Origin of the sequence: Piscinibacter sp. HJYY11 (genome assembly GCF_016735515.1) — a bacterium.
Lineage (GTDB): Bacteria > Pseudomonadota > Gammaproteobacteria > Burkholderiales > Burkholderiaceae_C > Rhizobacter.
On the sequence record NZ_JAERQZ010000001.1, the window covers coordinates 1,159,604 to 1,178,232 of the forward strand.

Genomic DNA, 18,629 nt, shown 5'->3' on the forward strand with positions numbered 1-18,629 from the left:
CTGGTACCCTGGCCTGCATGAACATTCAACGCCCCACCCTCGCCCTCACCATCGCCTTGCTGCTCGGCGGCTGCGCCCAGCTCGACACCAAGCCGGTGACCGATGCGGCCATCACGCCGCTCAACGACCTCAACCTCGTGCAGGCGCCCATCCCGCCGCTGCTGGTGGCCGTGGCCGCACGGCCCTACGCGCCGCCGATCGATGCGAGCTGCACCGCCATCGGCGCCGAGATCAAGGCGCTCGACGAACTGCTCGGCGCCGACCTAGACACCCCGGCCACGGCCACCAACCCGAGCCTCATCGAACGTGGCGTCACGCTCGCCACCAACGAAGCAATGGGCAGCCTGCGCGGTGCGGCCGAAGGCGTGGTGCCCTATCGCAAGTGGGTGCGCAAGCTGAGCGGTGCCGAGCGCTACTCGAAGGACGTGGCCGCGGCGATTGCCGCCGGCACGGTGCGGCGCGCCTACCTCAAGGGCCAACTGGTCGCGCGCAGCTGCAGCTGACCGCGGGCGGTCAGAGCCGCTCGATCGAGCGGCCCAGGTTCGCGCGCGCCCGGGCTTCGAGGCGATCGACGTAGGCCTCGGTGTTGTAGATCCGGGGCCGCGCGAGAAACGCCTGCAGCACCGCGCGCCGCCTGGTGCGAAAGAGCAGCGCCGGCACGTGGCGGTATTCGTCGCGCACCTGCTGCTCGTATTCATCGAAGCGCGCCGCGTCGGCCCCGAGGATCGACAGGTCCACATCCACCAGCACCTGCGCATCGCGCGTGGCCGGCACGGCGTGGTGCTCGGTGGCCATCACGAGCGCATGCACCCGGTCGGCGGCCTCGCGGCTGCCGGCGGCTGCGACGATGTCGCGTGCCCATGCGGCGCTCGCGGCCTCGTTGCCCCGCGCATGGGTGTCGTAGACGGCATCGTGGAACCACAGCGCGATCAGCACCTCGCCGGGCCGCTCGGCCAGCCGCTCGATCTCACCGGCTTGCGCGAGGCACTCGCGCAGGTGCTGCAGCGAGTGGTAGTGGCGCTGAGGCTCGGCGTAGGCGCGGCACAGCGACTCGAAGACGGTCCTCGGCGGTTCGACCAGGCCGGCCAACACCCAGGCCTGTTGCCAGCTTGAAAGCATCGTCATGTGGCCTCTCCCCTCACGAACCTTGGCGCTGTGTACGGCAGAAGATCGACGTACAGGTCTCTCATGTTCTTGCTGGTGCCGATGGTGACTTCCTTGTCACCCAGCTTCACGACAAGGCATATCGCGCCCTCTTCCAGGCCCCAATCACCGCCGTACCAGACGTCGGCGATCACCGGTGCGCGGTGGCGCGAGTATGGAATGAAGAACCACTTCTTCATGATCACCACCTCGGCATCCGTCACCGTGATCGAGGCCCGGAGACCCGCGATGTGGAGCGCCCCCAGCAACAGCCAGGCCGGCACGCTCGCCCAGCCCCAGATGGAAAACGGAACCAGCGCGAAGAGCAGCAGGTGGCCATGCAGCAGCCAGCCCGTGAACTGGGCCAGCGAATCGCTGCTCTCGAAGGCATATCGCACTTGCACGCAGGGCTCCCATTGCCAATATTTGGTTGTGCACCCAATTTATAGAAACTTTAGTCGCCTTGCCAGACGTGTGCAACGATAATTTGGTCATTCAGCCAAAAATACCTCACGCCATGCCCCGCACTCCCAGCGTCACCAACACCGAGAGCCGCCGCGCCGCCATCGTGGCGGCGATGCTCCCCGTCATGGCCCGGCACGGCTACGAGAAGGCGACCATCCAGGCCATCGCACGAGAGGCGGGCCTGACGCCGGGGCTCATCCACTACCACTTCAAGAGCAAGCAGGAGATCCTGGTGTCGCTGGTGGCGGCGATCGTCGAGTTCGCGCGAACGCGTTACGAGAGCCGCTCGGCCGCATCGGCGAGCCCGGCGGACCGGCTGCGCGCCTACGTGCAGGCGCGACTGGGCCTGGGCACTGGTGCCGCACCCGACATGGTGGCGGCCTGGGTGATGATCGGCGCCGAAGCGGTCCGCCAGCCTGAAGTGCGGGTGCTCTACGAGGAGGCCATCGCGCAGGAACTGGCACTGCTCAAGCAGCTGCTGTCGGCGTGCCTGGCCGAGAAGCGCCGTACCACCGACTCGGCCCCCACACTTGCCGCAGGGCTGGTGGCCCTGATGGAAGGCGCCTTCCAGCTGTCGAGCGCCGCCGCGAACGTGATGCCGGCCGGCTATGCCGCCGATGCCGCCATGGCGTTCGCCGCGCACGGCATCGATGCGGCGCCCAGGCGCAAGGCTTAGGCCCTGGCCAGCGCCTTGGCGATGTGGTGCCGCTGCACCTTGGTCTTGGGCACGGGGAAGTCGAACCACATGCGCACGTCTTCCTCCAGCCCGATGCCGTGCATGAAGTTGTAGAGCGCCTTCTTGAGCCCGACGCCGAGCGCATCGTGGTCGGTGCCGGTGGGGTCGATGAAGCCGATGTCGTTCTTCGCGAAGCTGACCGGCGGCAGCGGCTGCAGGGTGACGCCGTATTCCTCGGGGTTCTGGCCGACCGGTGAATGCACAGTGCAGGCGAAGCGGTGGAAAAAGCCCGACTGGATGCAGCCCTGCTCGAAGAGCTGGCGCACGTATTCCAGCGCGTCGACCGTGTCTTGCACCGTCTGCGTGGGAAAGCCATACATCAGGTAGGCGTGCACCAGGATCCCAGCGTCGCTGAACGACTTGGTCACGCGCGCCACCTGCTCGACCGACACGCCCTTCTTCATCAGGTTGAGCAGACGGTCGGAGGCGACCTCCAGCCCACCCGAGATCGCGATGCAGCCGCTGTCGGCCATCTGCTGGCAGAGCTCGCGGCTGAACGATTTCTCGAAGCGGATGTTGCCCCACCACGAGACGGAGAGATTCCGCGCGATGAGCTCGGCCGAGAGTGTCTTCAGTGCCTTGGGCGGTGCGGCTTCGTCGACGAAGTGGAAGCCGGTCTGGCCGGTTTCCTTGACGATGGCCTCGATGCGGTCGACCAGCGTGGCGGCCGACGCGCCTTCGTAGCGCGAGATGTAGTCGAGGCTCACGTCGCAGAAGCTGCACTTCTTCCAGTAGCAGCCGTGCGCCACCGTGAGCTTGTTCCAGCGCCCGTCGCTCCACAGCCGGTTCATCGGGTTGAGCATGTCGAGCAGCGAGAGGTAGCTGTGCAGCGGCAGACCGTCCCAGGTCGGCGTGCCGACGTCGGAGAAGGCGATGTCGGCTTCCATCATGTTGACGTAGCGCACCACGCCGGTCTCGTCGCGCAGGAAGGTGCGCACCAGACGCTGCTGCGATCGCCTGCCCTGCAGGTGCTCCAGCAGCGAAAGCAAGGGGCGCTCGCCGGCGTCGAGCGTGAGGTAGTCGAAGTGGTCGAACACGCGCGGCTCGCTGAGCTCGCGCAGCTCGGTGTTGACGAAGCCGCCGCCGAGCACGGTGGTGATGTGCGGGTGGCGGGCCTTCACGGCCTGTGCGATGCGGAAGGCCGCGTACACCGAGCCGGGGAACGGCACGGAAACCAGCACCACGTTCGGCTGGTGGCGATCGATCGCCGCGAGTGTCAGCTCGACCAGCGTGCGGTCGACGAGGTTCAGCGGCTCCGCCAGCGCTTCCGCCAGCGGGTCGAAGCTCGGCTGGCTCTGCGCGAGCGATTCGGCATAGCGCACGAACTCGAAGCGCGGGTCGATGGCGTCGCGCAGCACGTCGGCCAGGTCGTTGAGGTACAGCGTGGCCAGGTGGCGTGCGCGGTCCTGCATGCCCAGCGCGCCAAAGGCCCAGGCGAGCGGATCGCCGCCGCTTCCATCGTCATAGAGGTCGCTGTAGACCTCGAGCGACTCGAAGCGCGCGCCTTCGGGCAGGAAGCCGCGGCTTGCGATGCGGTGGCCGAGCGTCGGGTCACGGCCTTGCAGGAAGGCGATGGTCGGGCCGATGGTGGTGCGGTAGCGGTCGAACTGGTCGACGAAGGCCTGGACCTGCGGTGTGCGCGCCGCGCGCGGCAAGGCCTCGATCTCGGCCCGGACCTGCTGCAGCCCCTCGGACGACAGGAGCTTCAGCACGAGCGCCAGGGCGAGGTCTTCCTGCACCGCGGCGATGCCGCGCGAGCGCAGGAAGCCGGTGAGGTAGGCGGTGGACGGGTATGGCGTGTTGAGCTGCGTCATCGGCGGGATGACGGAGAGCACGCGGGGTACTGCAATGGGCATGTGGCAAGTCTGCCACGTGCCCTGCGCTCAGCTCGTCTTCGACGGTCGCAGCAGCCGCCAGGCCATGGTCCCCATCACGCCCAAGGCCGCGAGCAACACGCCCCAGAGCCACAGCTTGCGCGATGGTGCCGGCGCGGACGGCGCCGGGGCGCTGGCGGGCGCGGGCGCGGGCGTCGCCACCGGCGCGGCCACGACCGGCATGACGACGGAGGCCGTGTCCACCGGCAAGGGGTCGTGGGGCTTGCGGGTCGGCATCAGCTGGGCCAGCGACATCGCCGTGGCGGCCTCGCCGCCCCAGGCCAGCCGGAATGGCGCAGGCTCGCGCGCCAGGAACACGAGCGTCGCGGCCGGCGCGCCGATGCGGATCGTCGGCGGCCTGGCGCCGAGCTGCACCATGCCGCCCTGCGGCTGCACGCGCAGCTGCGTCACCGCGCCGGCGTCGAGCCGCAGCGGTTGCGAGCGCACGTCGCCCTCGGGCAGGCGCAGCCAGTAGGCGGTGGTGCGTTGCAGGAACGTCCAGTCGGGCGTGGGCGACGGCGCGGCGGGCGAGTCCTTGTGGCGAATGCCGCGCAGGTGGTCGCGCAGGCGCTGCCGGTGCGAGCGGCCGCGCGCCGGCGCTGGCTCGCCGCGGTCACGCTGCACCAGCAGGTCGACCGAGGCCAGCGTGTTGGCATCGGCGAGCTGCCATTCCAGGCGATCGAGCGGCAGGTGGCGCGGCAGCGTGAAGTCGCAATGCTCGGCGGTGCATTGCGTGGGCGCGAGCGGCTCGCTCCACTGCACGGGCGGCATGGCCGCGTAGTGGGTGACGCTCGTGACCTTCGCCGCGCTAAGCGGCGGCAGCGCGCTGCCGGTTTGCGGAGGCAGCCGGAGGTAGCGCGCCCGCAGGCCCGACAGGTCGAAGCGCGTGTGCTCGAGCCGCAGGCCCTGCCGCTGCAGCGACAGCAGCTGCGCCGCGCCCGTGTGCAGGCGCCACTGCTGCAGGTCGTCGCTGGCCTCGATGGCAAAGCTATAGACGCCGTGCGTGCCGGGCTTCACGGCAAGGTTCAGCTCGAGCAAGGTGCCGGGTACCTTGCGCAGGTCGACGATCCAGCCGCCCTGCTGCGAGGCGGTGACCGCCGAAGCCGCCGCCGGCGCCTGGAAGAACGGCACCGCATGCTGCCGCTCCTCGGCGGTGGACGATGGCGGCTCGTCGACCCATGCATGCGGCACCGGCTCGCCGCGCGCGTTGAGCACGCGGATGTCGCCCAGGTCGGCACGGCTCGCCTGCGCCAGCACCGCGAGCGGCAGCGTGAGGCCGTGGTACGGCGCCTTGCCCTGCAGCGTCAACGGGGCTTCGCCGGCCCAGGCCGGCATTGCACAGGCCAGCAAGGCCCACCCCACGCTATGCCGCATGTGCTGCCTCCTTGCGGCTGGGCGGCACGGGGGCGAAGTAGCCCACGAGCAGCAGCAACAGCCCGACCACGATGAACGACACGATGCGGTAGAGGCCGCCGCTGTCGGCCAGCTCCACGAAGAAGAGCTTCAACACCACGACGGCCAGCAGCGCCGCACCGACCACCCACACCGCGCGCTCGACGCGCTTGTGGCCGAGCATCATCAGCGCCACGCCGACGATGGCCCAGGCCACCGACAGCGCGGCCTGCGTGAGCGTCGAGTCCATCAGCGCCCCGCTCTCCCACGGCACGCCGGCCCAGTGGTGACAGGTGCGCAGCACCATGCCGGTGTAGAGCGCGAACGCCGTGGCACCCAGGCCGGCCAGCAACGCCTGGCGCGGCAGCTGAGTGCCGGCCGGCAAGGCACGGTGCCAGAGGAAGAGCGACAGCAGCACCAGGCCCTGCCCTGCTTCGAGCGGGTTCAGCAAGGGCACGTAAGGGAGCGGCGCAGTTTCGCCCTCCTGCGTGTTGCCGACCCACAGCCACAGCAGCAGGTACAGCGCGACCGGCACACACGCCACCACGAGATAAGGCATGCGGAAGGTCGTGAGCGGCCAGCGCTGCAGCACGGCCGGCCGTGTGATCGCTGCGAGCACGAGCGCCGGCACCAGCACCCAGCCCAGCACCGGCCAGGCCGAGCCGGCTTCGCCCCAGCCGGCGGTGAGCCACTGCGCCTCGCGCGCGGCGAGCAGCAGGAAGAGCCAGAACCCGCCCACGTGCAAGGGCGCGATCGCCGAGTCGGACCACCAGCGCGACAAGGCGCGCAACAACACCACATGCCACGCCAGCGCGAGCGGCCAGACCAGCCAGCCCAGGTGCTGGTGCGGCGCAGCGCCGACAAGCACCATCCCGAGCGCCGGGGTGCACACCCAGGCCGGCACGGTGGCCCAGGCCGTCTGGCCGAGCACACGCCAGTCGCGCCAGCGTGCGACACCGGTCACCACCACCGAGGTGACGAGCACCCAGCCGGTGAGCACCGCCGGCCACAGCAGCACCCAGTACTTCTGCGTGCGCAGCAGGTGGCGCCACGCATCGGGCAGCAGCACCTGCGACCACCACGCGAGGCCCCACAGCACCACGCCCCAGTGCAGCCACGTGGCCCGCTGCCAGGGCACGGCGCGCGGCAGCTTGGCCGAGCGCTGCAGCGCGTCGCCCGAGATCAGGCCGGCGAGCGTGAGCACGAGCGGTGTCCACAAAGTGAGGCCCGTGCTCGTCTCGGCCCACAGCGCAGGGCCATAGACGAAGAATGCCAGCGCAGAACCGGGCTGCAGCGCGCCCCAGGCGACGGCCAGCGCCGGATGGCGCAGGCGCAGGCCCAGCCACAACGCGAGCAAGCCGAGCCAGGGCCAGACGCGTGCCGCGATGTCGGCCGGCATCACGAAGAGCAGGCTCGACGACAAGGCGCCAACGCCCGCCAGCAAGCCGATGCTGCTGGCAACCGACCACTGCGGCGCGGCTTGCTTCGCCTCGGCCTCACGCAGCACCGCGCTCAAGGGCAGCCAGGTGCTCGCCAGCAGGCTCACGCCGATCACGGTCGCGGCCACCAGCCCTTGCCAGCCGTTGCTGAGCATCGCCTGGCCATGCAAGGCGTGCAGCGTGCTTGCGAAACCGGCCAGCGCCACGGCATGCAGCGCCGCACTCGCCCACTGCAGGGCCGGCAGCGGCTTGCGCGCCTGCACCCAGGCGCAGGCGAAGGCGAGCAGCGAGGTCGCCACACACGCCCACTGCGGCACCAGCAGCAACCAGGCCGCAAGTGCCAGTGCCGCCAGGCCGATCCACAGTTGGCCGATGACGCCGGCGGCCTCCCAGCCGCCCTGCTGGTCGACTGCCGCGCGGCGGGCCACGAAGAACATCGCGAACGCGCTCGCCGAGAGCATCAGCACGCCCAGCACCGAGCCGGTGAAGAGCGGCGTGCCCGGCGAGAAGTCGAAGCCGAGCGCGCTCACCAGCCGCAGCGTGGCCGCCGCCAGCACCAGCAGCGCGAATGCCCGCGCATAGCGCCGCTGCTGCCGCACGCCGAGCCAGAACATGCCGGCCGCTTCCACCGCCCAGGTGGCGCCCGTCCATTCGCCTTCGAGCGCGAGCGGGATCGCCAGCGTGCCGAAAATCACGGCGACGATCACGTAGGCCTCGCCCAGCAAGGCGTAGCGCACATTGCCGCCTCTGAGCAGGACGCCACCGAGCAGCAGGTAGAAGAGCGCAAAGCCGACCGCCGCCCACGCGGGGCCGAACTCCCAGCCGCGCACCATCAGGTATTGCAGGCCGTAGCTTGCGAGCGGCACGCCAAAGGCCAGCGTGCTGTCGACACGGCCCACCTGCGCCAGCGTCTGCGCCGCGCGCTGCGAGATCGGGCGACGCGCATCGGGCTCGTCGCCCTGCGCGAGCGCACGTCGCGCGAAGAGCACGCCCACCAGCGTGAAGAGCACGAAGAAGAACAGCAGGAAGGCCTGCGTGCTCGGGTAGTGCGCGTCGGTGTAGTGCTTGTGGGCCCAGGCGCCGGCGAGCGCGAAGGTGCCCACCGCGCCGATCAGGTTGAGCGGCCGCCAGGCACGGAACCACGCCATCAGGAAGATGCCCACGTCGAGCACCGCGAGGTAGCTGAAGAGCGCGATGTGGTTGCCGCTGCCGGTGGACACCAGCACCGGCGCGGCAAAGCCCTCGGCTGCGGCCACGTAGGCGAGCCACGGCGCGTTCTGCGCCATCGCGAGCACGGCGCTCAGGAGCGTGACGGCCAAGAGGAAGCCGAAGGCGAGCTCGGCTGGCAGCAGGTGGCTGATCTTGAGCGCCGCAAGCGTGGTGAGGTAGAAGACGCCGATGCCCGCGCCTTGCAGGATCAGGCCGTAGCCATCCTTGCGCTCGCGCAGGCGCCAGCCGAGCACCAGCAGCACCGCGCCGAGCAGCGCGACGCCGGCATAGCGCAGCTCCACCGGCACCGTCACGCGCTCGGCCGCATAGCGCAGCAGGAAGGCCAGTCCCAGGAAGAGGATGAGCACGCCGACCTTGACGATGGTGTTGCCACCGAAGATGAGCTTGCTCAGGAACGGCGGCAGGCGCTCCTGCAGCGTGGGCTGAGGCACGGGCGCAGGCCGTGGGGCCGGTGGACGCGCAGGCGTGGGCGCTGCGGCTGGCGTGGCGGCCTGTGCCGGCGTGGGCACGTCGAGCGGCAATGGCTGCGTGTCGGGCTGTTCATTGACAGGCGTCGGCGCCGGTGCAGGCTCCAGCGCAGGCAGCGAGAAGCTCGCCGGCGCGGCCTCGGGGATCGGGGCGGCCATCGGCGCAGGCGCGAGGTCGGGCAGGTCGAACGCCAAAGGCTCCGACACCGACACCGACGCCGGGGCCGCGGTCGCCACCGGCGCTTGCGACAGGCGCTTCACCTCAGCCCGCAGCATCGCCACTTCCTGCTCCAGGCGCGCCACACGCGTTTCCATCGGCAGTGGCGGCGGGGTGGAAGGCTTGGCCGCCGTGGGCTGTGCCGGCGCGGCAGCCGCGGTCTTCGATGCATTCGCCTTGTCGCTCTTCTGCATCATCGAGGCGAGCCCGATGCCCACCCCGAGGCCGATCAGACCGCCGATCAGTTCGCCCATTAGCAAACCCAGGATGGCGCCGACCACGCCGAAGATGAACTTCATCGAGTCTCCCTCTGTCTTGTTGGCGGCCGATTATGGAGGGCGACACACGATGAAAAAGGCCCGCCTTTTGGGGGCGGGCCCAGGTATCGCGAGGCAACCCCGGCGGTGCGCCAGGGCAGTACCGACGCTAGCCGACGGTCGCGCGGCGCAGGTCGAGCGTGAACGGGAAGTTCGGGTTGCGCTCGTCCTTTGGCACCGTCATCTCGCCCGGCGTGTGGCCGATGCGGAAGAAGCGCGCAAGCCGCCGCGCCTCGGCCTCGTAGGCGTTGACCGGCGCGGTCGCGTAGTTGCGGCCGCCCGGGTGCGCCACGTGGTACTGGCATCCGCCGAGCGAGCGGCTCATCCAGCTGTCGACGAGGTCGAAGGTGAGCGGCACGTGCACGCCGATGGTCGGGTGCAATGCCGACGGCGGGTTCCATGCGCGGTAGCGCACGGCGGCCACGAACTCACCCACCTTGCCGGTCGGCTGCATCGGGATCACGCGGCCGTTGCAGGTGAGCACATGGCGGTCGCTGACCAGGCCGGTGGCCTTGATCTGCAGGCGCTCGACCGACGAGTCGACGAAGCGCACCGTGCCGCCCACGGCGCCCTCCTCGCCCATCACATGCCACGGCTCGAGCGCGAGGCGCAGCTCGACGTCGACCCCCATCGCATTGAAGTCGCCCAGGCGCGGGAAGCGGAAGTTGAAATGCGGCGCAAACCACTCGGCCTTCATCGCGTAGCCGAAGCCGTTCAGCTCCTCGATCACGTCGCACAGGTCCTGCCACACGAAGTGCGGCAGCATGAAGCGGTCGTGCAGCTCGGTGCCCCAGCGCTTCAGGCGCGGCGGCTGGTAGGGCTTCTGCCAGAAGCGGCTCACCAGCGAGCGCATCAGCAGCTGCTGCGTGAGGCTCATGCGCGCATGCGGCGGCATCTCGAACGCGCGCATCTCCAGGAGGCCCAGCCGGCCGGTCGGGCCATCGGGCGAGTAGAGCTTGTCGATGCAGAACTCGGCGCGGTGGGTGTTGCCGGTCACATCGATGAGCAGGTTGCGCAGCAGCCGGTCGATCAGCCACGGCGGGCAGGCGGTCGGGCCTTCGGCCGTCTTGCGCTGCAGCTCGGCGAAGGCGATCTCGATCTCATAGACCGAATCGTTGCGCGCTTCGTCGATGCGCGGCGCCTGGCTCGTGGGGCCGATGAAGAGGCCGGAGAAGAGGTACGAGAGCGCCGGGTGGTTGTGCCAGTACGCCACCATGCTCGCCAGCAGGTCGGGCCGGCGCAGGAACGGCGAGTCGGCCACCGTCGCGCCGCCGAGCACGAAGTGGTTGCCACCGCCCGTGCCGGTGTGTCGGCCATCGACCATGAATTTCTCGGTCGACAGGCGCGTCTCGTGTGCGGCCTGGTAGAGGTGCGTGGTCTGGTCGACGAGTTCGCCCCAGCTGTGCGCCGGGTGGATGTTGACTTCGATGACGCCGGGGTCGGGCGTCACGCGCAGCGTGGACAGGCGCGGGTCCTTCGGCGGCTCGTAGCCTTCGAGGATCACCGGCAGCTTCATCTCGGCGGCAGTGTCTTCGACGGCGGCGACAAGCTCTAAGTAGTCTTCCAGCGCCGAGGTCGGCGGCATGAAGACATAGAGCCGGCCATGGCGCGGCTCGGCGCACATCGCGGTGCGGGTGATCCAGCCGGCGGACTCGAAGCGCGACGGCGCACGCGGCGGATCCTGCGTCGGCACGCTGGTGCTGGCGTGCTTGCCGTTTTGCGCCGCCCGCGAGCGCTCGCCGAAGGTGGTGGCCGAGGTGGCGAGCGGCTCCTGCTGGCCATTCGTGGGGGCGCCGGGCTCCTGCTCGCCCATCGCATAGCGCAGGCGGCGATACGGCGGCAGCGGCGCGAAGGGTTGCGTCTGGTCGGGCTGGTGCGTCCAGGGGTAGTCGGCCGAGGAGGCCCAGGGTTGCGAGTCGAGCGGCAGGCGGTAGCCCAGCGGCGAATCGCCCGGCACGAGGTAGCAGCGCTCGCTGCGCAGGAACCACGGGCCGGTCTGCCAGCGCGTGGCGCCGGTCGGGTTGCGCAGCACCGGGAACACATGGCCGACGACCTTGTCGAGCCCTTGCGAGAAGACCTTGCGGATGCGGTCGCGCTCCATTTCATCGGAGAGACGCGCATCGAAGGGGTCGACGTTGGTCGGCAGCTTGCGCTCGCGCCACAGGTAGTACCAGACGTCCTCGTAGGCCGGGAACACATATTTCGGATCGAGCCCCAGCCGCCTGGCCACGCCGGCGAGGAACTGATGCGCCTTCACGTCGGTGATGCCGTAGTCGTGGTGCTCGCTTGCGAAAAGCTCGGGATTGGCCCAGATGGGCTCGCGGTCCTTGCGCCAGAAGAGGTTGAGCGACCAGCGCGGCAGCTGCTCGCCCGGGTACCACTTGCCCTGGCCGTAGTGCAGCAGGCCGCCGTCGCCGTACTTGGCGCGCAGCTTGTCCATCAGGTCGGCGGCGAGGATGCGCTTGGTCGGGCCCAGGGCCTCGGTGTTCCACTCGGCACCGTCGCGGTCGTCGACCGAGACGAAGGTCGGCTCGCCTCCCTGCGTGAGGCGCACGTCGTTCTGGCGCAAGTCGGCATCGACCTCGTGCCCGAGGGCCTCGATGTCGGCCCACTGCTCGTCGGTGTAGGGCAGCGTGACGCGCGGTGCCTCCCACACCCGCGTGACCTTCATGTGGTGCTCGAACTCGGTCTCGCATTCGTCGAGCGCGCCGGTGACGGGCGCGGCCGACGACGGGTCGGGCGAGCACGCGAGCGGGATGTGGCCTTCGCCCGCGAGCAGGCCGGAGGTGGGATCGAGGCCGATCCAGCCGGCGCCGGGCAGGTAGACCTCGCACCAGGCGTGCAGGTCAGTGAAGTCGACCTCGGTGCCGCTCGGGCCGTCGAGCGATTTGACGTCGCTCTTGAGCTGGATCAGGTAGCCCGAGACGAAGCGCGCCGCAAAGCCCAGGTGCCGCAGGATCTGCACCAGCAGCCAGCCCGAGTCGCGGCAGGAGCCGCTTTTCTTCGCGAGCGTTTCTTCCGGCGTCTGCACGCCGGGCTCCATGCGGATGAGGTAGCCGATGTCGCCCTGCAGCCGCTGGTTGAGCTCGACGAGGAAGTTGGTGGTCTGCTTCTTCTCGCGCGGGATGGTCTCGAGGTAGTGCGACAGCAGTGGCGTGAGCTCGCCCTTCAGGCGGTACGGCGCCAGCTCGTGCGCAAGCGACTCGTCGTACGTGAACGGGAAGTGCTCGGCCGAAGGCTCCAGGAAGAAGTCGAACGGATTGAGCACCGACATCTCGGCGACGAGGTCGATCTCGATGCGAAAGCTGGTGGTCTTGTCGGGAAAGACGAGCCGCGCGAGGTAGTTGTTCTGCGGGTCCTGCTGCCAGTTGATGAAGTGCGTGGCCGGCTCCACCCGCATCGAGTAGCTGAGGATGCGGGTGCGCGAATGCGGCGCGGGCCGCAGACGCACCACCTGCGGACCCAGGTTGACCGGCCGGTCGTACCGGTAGTGGGTCACATGGTTGAGCGCGACGTGGATGGACATTCAGGGCTCCGGGGCTTGGGTCTGCTGCTGGGAAAAGGTGGGCACGGCGGGTTCGCCGGCCTGGCGGATGTCGATGCGCACGCGCATGGTCTCGTCGCCACCGCCTTCGCGCACGCCACGGATGGGCGAGCAGGCGGCGTAGTCGAGCCCGACGGCCAGGCGCACATGGCGCTCGTCCATCAGGCAGCCGTGGGTGATGTCGACGCTGAGCCAGCGGTGGTGCTCGGGCTCGACGCACACGTCGACCCAGGCGTGGCTCGCGAGGTGCGGCGCATCGGGCGCGTAGAAATAGCCGCTGACGTAGCGCGCCGGCACGCCGTTGGCGCGGCAGGCGGCGAGGTAGACGTGGGCGTGGTCCTGGCACACCCCGCCGCCCTGCTCCCACGCTTCCAGCGCCGTGGTCTGCACGTGGGTGGCGCCAGGCTTGTAGCGCACGCGCTGGAGCACGGCCTGCGCGAGCGCCATGGCCGAATCTTCGGTCACGCCATCGGCGAGGTGCACACGGCCAAGGGCCTTCAGCTGTTCATCGGCCACGGTGAGCCGTGTGCTTCGCAGATAGAGCTGGATGGGCGTGCCCTTGTCCACGAGCCACGGCGAGGCATGCGTCTCGACCGTGCCGCCTGCGCGCACCGCGCTGCCATAGGAGCGGCGCGCCAGGCTCCAGGTGTGGGCGAGGTTGCCGTAGCCGTCGCGCTGCGCATGCAAAGGCGCGGGCGCGGTGACGGTCCACTCGTGCACCGTCTGGTGGGCGCTGGCCTGCGGCGTGAGGCACAGCGACTGCAGGGCGTACTGCAGCGGCGCGCTGTAGTCGTAGTGGGTGACGTGTTGGATGGTGAGTTTCATCCAGCACGTCTCACTTCAGGCGGCGACCGGAACAAGGAAGTCACGGCTGATGCCCACACCCAGCGTACCCACACGCTCGAGGAACTGGCTGAGGAACGCATGCAGCCCGGTCGCGAGGATCTCGTCGATGCGACCGAAGCGCAGGTCGGCCTGCAGGCGGCCGGCGCGGCGCAGCGTCTCGTGCGACTGGTCGTTGGCCACACGCTTGAGGTTGGCCACGACCTCGTCCATGCAGCAGGCGAGCGAGCGCGGCATGTCGGTGCGCAGGATCAGAAGCTCGGCCACCTTCTCGGGCCGGATCACGTTGCGGTACGCCTTGCGGTAGACCTCGAAACCCGAGACCGAACGCAGGATCGCCGACCAGTGATAGAAGTCGTACTCCTGGTCGCGCGTGGCACCACTGCCGTTGCCCGCGCCGTAGAACTCGCTTTCGACCGCGTGGAACTTCACGTCGAGCATGCGCGCGGTGTTGTCGGCCCGCTCGAGGAAGCTGCCGATGCGCAGGAAGTGGAAGGCCTCGTCCTGCAGCATGGTGCCCACCGTCACGCCGCGCGAGAGGTGCGAGCGGAACTTCACCCACTCGAAGGCCTCGCCCGGGTCGCGCTCGAAGGCCTTGCTGCGCAGCATGCGCTGGAACTCGATCCAGGTCTGGTTCTGCGTCTCCCACACCTCGGTGGTGAGGGCGCCGCGCACGGCGCGCGCGTTCTCGCGGGCAGCGAGCAGGCAGTTGTAGATGCTCGACGGGTTCTTCTCGTCGCCGACCATGTAGGCCATGACCTTGCGCGGGTCGACCTCGCCGTAGCGCGTGTTGTAGTCGTGGCTCAGCTCCGAGATGCTGAGCAGGCCGCGCCACCCGTTCACGGCGGCATCGGCCGATTGCGGCAGCAGCGAGGTCTGGTAGTTGACGTCGAGCATGCGCGCGGTGTTCTCGGCTCGCTCCATGTAGCGGGCCATCCAGAAGAGGTGATCGGCAGTTCTTGACAGCATTTCAGGCCTCCTCGTCGTTCAAGCTTCCAGGACCCAGGTGTCCTTGGTACCACCACCCTGCGACGAATTGACGACGAGGGAGCCTTCTTTCAGGGCCACGCGCGTCAGGCCGCCCGGCACCATCTGCACCTCCTTGCCCGAGAGCACGAAGGGCCGCAGGTCGATGTGGCGCGGGGCGATGCCGCTTTCCACGAAGGTCGGGCAGGTGGACAGGCTCAGCGTCGGCTGCGCGATGTAGCCGGCGGGATTGGCTTCGAGCGCCTTGCGGAAGTCGGCGATCTCGGCCTTGGTGGCGGCCGGGCCGACGAGCATGCCGTAGCCGCCGGCGCCATGCACTTCCTTCACCACGAGCTCGGGCAGGTGGTCGAGCACGTACTTGAGGTCGTCTTCCTCGCGGCACAGGTGCGTGGGCACGTTGTTGAGGATCGGCTTTTCGCCCAGGTAGAACTCGATCATCTTGGGCACGTAGGGGTAGATCGACTTGTCGTCGGCGACACCCGTGCCGATGGCGTTGGACAGCGTCACGTTGCCGGCGCGGTACACGCTCAGGAGGCCCGCGCAGCCAAGCGTGGAATCGGGGCGGAAGGCCAGCGGGTCCAGGAAGTCGTCGTCGACACGGCGGTAGATCACGTCGACCCGCTTCGGGCCCTGCGTGGTGCGCATGTAGACGAAGTTGTCCTTGACGAAGAGGTCCTGCCCTTCGACCAGCTCCACGCCCATCTGCTGCGCAAGGAAGGCGTGCTCGAAGTACGCGCTGTTGTACATGCCCGGGGTGAGCACCACGACCGTCGGGTCGTTGACGGAGGCCGGCGCCACGCCGCGCAGCGTCTCGAGCAGCAGGTCGGGGTAATGAGCGACCGGCGCCACGCGGTGCTGGCTGAAGAGCTCGGGGAAGAGGCGCATCATCATCTTGCGGTTCTCGAGCATGTAGCTCACGCCGCTGGGCACGCGCAGGTTGTCTTCGAGCACGTAGTAGCTGCCGCTGCCGTCGGCGTTGGCCGCGCGCACGATGTCGATGCCGCTGATGTGCGAGTAGACGCCGCCCGGCACGTCGACGCCCATCATCTCGGGGCGGAACTGCGCGTTCTTGAAGATCTGGTCGGCGGGCACGATGCCGGCGCGGATGATCTCCTGCTCGTGGTAGACGTCGTGGATGAAGCGGTTGAGCGCGGTCACGCGCTGCGTGAGGCCCTTCTCCATCTCGCTCCATTCGCTGGCCGGGATCACGCGCGGGATCAGGTCGAACGGGATCAGGCGCTCGGTGCCCGAGCCGTCTTCGTCTTTCGCCCCGTAGACCGCGAAGGTGATGCCCACGCGGCGGAAGATCATCTCCGCCTCTTCACGCCGCGAGCGCATCACATCGCGGGGCTGCTGCGCCAGCCAGCGGTCGTAGACCCGGTAGTGGTCTCGCACGCTGGTGCTGGTGGCCTGCATCTCGTCGAAGCTGGGTCGCATGGGTCCTGGTCTCCTCGCAGGCAAGGTAGCAAAAAGCAGGCCAATTGCACCCATCCCAGCGCACAGCGGCCCGATGATCGCCCCGAGGTTACTCGCGTCTGGCGTGGTGATGCCAGTAGCGGCGCGCCTGATCCCGTTCGCACACGGCGGCGTCGCCCCCGCGCCACTGCCACGCGCCGCAGGCAGGGCTGGTCTCGATGCGGGTGTTTCGCGCCTTCAATCGATCGACGACCTCGGCCACCGGGTGGCCAAAGCGGTTGCGATAGCCGGCCTGCACGATCGCGATCCTGGGCGACACGGCATCGAGAAAAGCCGCCGTCGACGAGGTGCGGCTGCCGTGGTGCGGGACCAGCAGCACGTCGCTGCGCAGCGCCTTGGCCGAGGTGGCCAGCAGCTCGGCCTCCTGCTGGCGCTCGATGTCGCCGGTCAGCAGCAGCGTGCCCTGCGGGCCGCTCACCTTGAGGACGCACGACATGGCGTTGGATTTGAGGGCGCGCTCGTAGTCCTCGGCGCGCGGGTGCAGCACGTCGAACTGCACGCCGTCCCAGGCCCAGCGCTGGCCGGCGACGCAGCGCACGGGCTGCTTCGCCAGCGCGCGGATCGGGTGGTCGTCTTCGAGCGAGCTGAGCAGTTCACCCACCGGAAGGTTCTGCAGCAAGGGCTTGGCGCCGCCCACGTGGTCGAGGTCGCGGTGGCTCAGCACCAGGCGGTCGATGCGCGTTTCGCCGCGTGCGTGCAGCAGCGGCAGGAGCACCCGCTGGCCGGCATCGCTCTCGCGTGAATACTGCGGGCCGGCGTCGTACACCAGGAGGTGGTTCTCGGTGCGCACCAGCACGGCAGTGCCCTGCCCCACGTCGACCGCCAGCACCTCGTAGCGGCCGGCCTCGGGCCGCGCTGGCACCGGCAGCAGCAGCGGCATCACCATGGGCAGTGCCAGGAGCCGCATGCGCCACGGCAGCGGCAGCACGATGAGCGCCGCGCCGGCCAGGCCCGCCGCCTGCGCCCACAGTGGCGCAGCCGGCACGAGCCACACTGCCCCAGGCACGGCACCCAGCCACGCCAGGCCGTGGCTCAAGGTCTCCTGCACGAACGCTCCGAGCCGCCACAGCGGGGCCAGCACCACACCCAGCAGCGCCAGCGGCGTGATCACCAGCGTGACCAGCGGAATCGCGACCAGGTTGGCCAGCAGGCCCACCAGCGACACCTGCTGGAAGAACACCAGGCTGAGCGGCGTGAGCCCGAGCGTGGCGACGAGCTGCGTGCGCACGCCACCGCGTGTTGCCGACCAGAGGCGCTGCCACCATCGCTGCGCCGGTGCGTCATCCCTCGCCCGCTGCGCCGGCTCGGACGCCATCAGCAAACCCACCGCGACGAACGACAGCCAGAAGCCCGGTTGCAGCAAGGCCCACGGGTCGAGCGCACTCACCACCACGGCCGCCGACAGCAGCACCATCGCCCACGGCCAGCGCCGCCCGCTGAGCTGCAACAGCGTCACCACCGCCAGCATCCACACCGTGCGTTGCGCCGGCACGCCCCAGCCGGCGAACACCGCATAGGCCGTCGCCGCCAGCAAGCCACCGACACGCCCAGCCCATGGCGCTGGCCACAGGTGCACGGCGCGCGAACTGCGCCGCCACACCGCGGCTACCGCCAAGCCGGCGAGCCACGCGAACATCGTCACGTGCAGCCCGCTGATCGACATCAGGTGTGCGACGCCGGTGTTGCGGAAGAGCTGCCAGTCCTCCCGTTCGATGGCCGACTGGTCGCCCACCGCCAGCGCCGCCAGCACGCCGGCTGCGCGCGGCTCGCTCACGTTCGCGTCGATCCCGTCGCGCACCCGCTGCCGCAGGCGGTCGACCCAGCGGCCGGCACTCGCGTCGAGCAGCTCCGGCGCCGCACGATCGCCTGCCCGCACATAGCCCGTCGCGCGGATGCCTTGCTCGAAGAGATAGAGCTCGTAGTCGAACCCGTGCGGGTTGAGGTTGCCGTGCGGCTGCCGCAGCCGCACCGTGAAGCGCCAGCGCTGGCCCGCGCGCAGCGACAGCTGCGGCTCGCTCAGGCCGCCGTCTTCGTGCCAGCCGACGTACCAGCCGAGCGACACCTTCGCCGGCATCTGCACCGCCTGCCCCTGATGCGCCGCCGACTCCACGTCGAAGCGAAAGCGCAGGCCCGCGGCCGAACGCTGCGGCAGGCTGGCGACCACGCCGACGAGTTGCACGTCCTGCCCTTCGACCGACGCCGGCAAGGTGTCGGCCAGCCGCACCGTCGCACGCCAGCCGCTCGCTCCCAGCCCGGCCGCCAGCGCCGCCGCGACCCACAGCCACCGCACCCGCTGCCAGCGCCAGCCGACGGCGAGCGCCAGCACGGCGCCCAGCACCATCGCCTGATAGAGCCCGAGCGGCATCAGCGCGCGCTCGTGCAGCTGCACGGCCACGCCGACGAGCCATGCCAAGCCCATGCCGATGGCATGCCCGGCCCTTTGTTTTCCTCCCATGGGTGCAGTGTAGGATTTGCGACCCCTCACGACTGGCTGCACTG

At 69.6% G+C, this 18,629-nt stretch carries 12 protein-coding genes; 2 read left to right on the forward strand and 10 right to left on the reverse strand.

What is annotated here, in order from left to right:
• Positions 1-17 precede the first annotated feature (17 nt).
• Positions 18-503 carry a hypothetical protein gene (locus JI745_RS05260; protein ID WP_236674908.1) on the forward strand — a complete coding sequence of 162 codons (486 nt, stop codon included), beginning with the start codon at positions 18-20 and terminating at the stop codon, positions 501-503.
• A 10-nt stretch (positions 504-513) separates the two neighbouring features.
• Here the strand turns inward: JI745_RS05260 and JI745_RS05265 are convergent, their stop codons facing one another.
• Together JI745_RS05265 and JI745_RS05270 are read right to left on the reverse strand one after the other, a co-directional pair.
• Entirely contained in the window at positions 514-1,125 is a 612-nt protein-coding gene (locus tag JI745_RS05265) for an N-methyl-D-aspartate receptor NMDAR2C subunit (protein WP_201804367.1), read from the reverse strand.
• Complete coding sequence (locus JI745_RS05270; RefSeq protein ID WP_201804368.1) at positions 1,122-1,547, reverse strand: hypothetical protein; 426 nt, start codon at positions 1,545-1,547, stop codon at positions 1,122-1,124. The genes JI745_RS05265 and JI745_RS05270 overlap by 4 nt, the downstream gene beginning before the upstream one ends.
• Before the next feature lie 113 nt (positions 1,548-1,660).
• Here JI745_RS05270 and JI745_RS05275 point away from each other — a divergent pair, with 113 nt between their 5' ends.
• Entirely contained in the window at positions 1,661-2,284 is a 624-nt protein-coding gene (locus JI745_RS05275) for a TetR/AcrR family transcriptional regulator (protein ID WP_201804370.1), read from the forward strand.
• Here the strand turns inward: JI745_RS05275 and JI745_RS05280 are convergent.
• The 8 genes from JI745_RS05280 to JI745_RS05315 form a co-directional block, all read right to left on the reverse strand.
• Positions 2,281-4,200 carry a radical SAM protein gene (locus tag JI745_RS05280; protein ID WP_201804376.1) on the reverse strand — a complete coding sequence of 640 codons (1,920 nt, stop codon included), beginning with the start codon at positions 4,198-4,200 and terminating at the stop codon, positions 2,281-2,283. The two genes, JI745_RS05275 and JI745_RS05280, sit on opposite strands and share 4 nt — an antisense overlap.
• A gap of 27 nt (positions 4,201-4,227) precedes the next feature.
• Positions 4,228-5,592, reverse strand: coding sequence for a DUF3999 family protein (locus JI745_RS05285; RefSeq protein ID WP_201804378.1), 1,365 nt, complete (start codon positions 5,590-5,592; stop codon positions 4,228-4,230).
• Positions 5,582-9,262 carry a DUF2339 domain-containing protein gene (locus tag JI745_RS05290; protein WP_201804380.1) on the reverse strand — a complete coding sequence of 1,227 codons (3,681 nt, stop codon included), beginning with the start codon at positions 9,260-9,262 and terminating at the stop codon, positions 5,582-5,584. The genes JI745_RS05285 and JI745_RS05290 overlap by 11 nt, the downstream gene beginning before the upstream one ends.
• A 127-nt stretch (positions 9,263-9,389) precedes the next feature.
• Positions 9,390-12,806: a DUF2126 domain-containing protein gene (locus JI745_RS05295; RefSeq protein WP_201804382.1), complete on the reverse strand. Its 3,417-nt coding sequence runs from the start codon at positions 12,804-12,806 to the stop codon at positions 9,390-9,392.
• Complete coding sequence (locus JI745_RS05300) at positions 12,807-13,649, reverse strand: transglutaminase family protein (RefSeq protein WP_201804384.1); 843 nt, start codon at positions 13,647-13,649, stop codon at positions 12,807-12,809.
• A 15-nt stretch (positions 13,650-13,664) separates the two neighbouring features.
• Positions 13,665-14,636 (reverse strand): alpha-E domain-containing protein, encoded by a 972-nt coding sequence (locus tag JI745_RS05305; protein ID WP_201804385.1) that lies wholly within the window; start codon positions 14,634-14,636, stop codon positions 13,665-13,667.
• Between the two features lie 18 nt (positions 14,637-14,654).
• Positions 14,655-16,091 carry a circularly permuted type 2 ATP-grasp protein gene (locus JI745_RS05310; RefSeq protein WP_201804387.1) on the reverse strand — a complete coding sequence of 479 codons (1,437 nt, stop codon included), beginning with the start codon at positions 16,089-16,091 and terminating at the stop codon, positions 14,655-14,657.
• Positions 16,092-16,179: 88 nt separating this feature from the next.
• Complete coding sequence (locus JI745_RS05315) at positions 16,180-18,585, reverse strand: DNA internalization-related competence protein ComEC/Rec2 (protein WP_201804389.1); 2,406 nt, start codon at positions 18,583-18,585, stop codon at positions 16,180-16,182.
• Positions 18,586-18,629: the final 44 nt, after the last annotated feature.

What these genes read in the sequence shown, in the direction of transcription:
- JI745_RS05310 (WP_201804387.1), bottom strand. Translation starts at nt 16,091, where the DNA reads ATGCGACCCAGCTTCGACGAGATGCAGGCCACCAGCACCAGCGTGCGA.
- JI745_RS05280 (WP_201804376.1), bottom strand. Translation starts at nt 4,200, where the DNA reads ATGCCCATTGCAGTACCCCGCGTGCTCTCCGTCATCCCGCCGATGACG.
- JI745_RS05265 (WP_201804367.1), bottom strand. Translation starts at nt 1,125, where the DNA reads ATGACGATGCTTTCAAGCTGGCAACAGGCCTGGGTGTTGGCCGGCCTG.
- JI745_RS05300 (WP_201804384.1), bottom strand. Translation starts at nt 13,649, where the DNA reads ATGAAACTCACCATCCAACACGTCACCCACTACGACTACAGCGCGCCG.
- JI745_RS05290 (WP_201804380.1), bottom strand. Translation starts at nt 9,262, where the DNA reads ATGAAGTTCATCTTCGGCGTGGTCGGCGCCATCCTGGGTTTGCTAATG.
- JI745_RS05305 (WP_201804385.1), bottom strand. Translation starts at nt 14,636, where the DNA reads ATGCTGTCAAGAACTGCCGATCACCTCTTCTGGATGGCCCGCTACATG.
- JI745_RS05315 (WP_201804389.1), bottom strand. Translation starts at nt 18,585, where the DNA reads ATGGGAGGAAAACAAAGGGCCGGGCATGCCATCGGCATGGGCTTGGCA.
- JI745_RS05285 (WP_201804378.1), bottom strand. Translation starts at nt 5,592, where the DNA reads ATGCGGCATAGCGTGGGGTGGGCCTTGCTGGCCTGTGCAATGCCGGCC.
- JI745_RS05260 (WP_236674908.1), top strand. Translation starts at nt 18, where the DNA reads ATGAACATTCAACGCCCCACCCTCGCCCTCACCATCGCCTTGCTGCTC.
- JI745_RS05275 (WP_201804370.1), top strand. Translation starts at nt 1,661, where the DNA reads ATGCCCCGCACTCCCAGCGTCACCAACACCGAGAGCCGCCGCGCCGCC.
- JI745_RS05295 (WP_201804382.1), bottom strand. Translation starts at nt 12,806, where the DNA reads ATGTCCATCCACGTCGCGCTCAACCATGTGACCCACTACCGGTACGAC.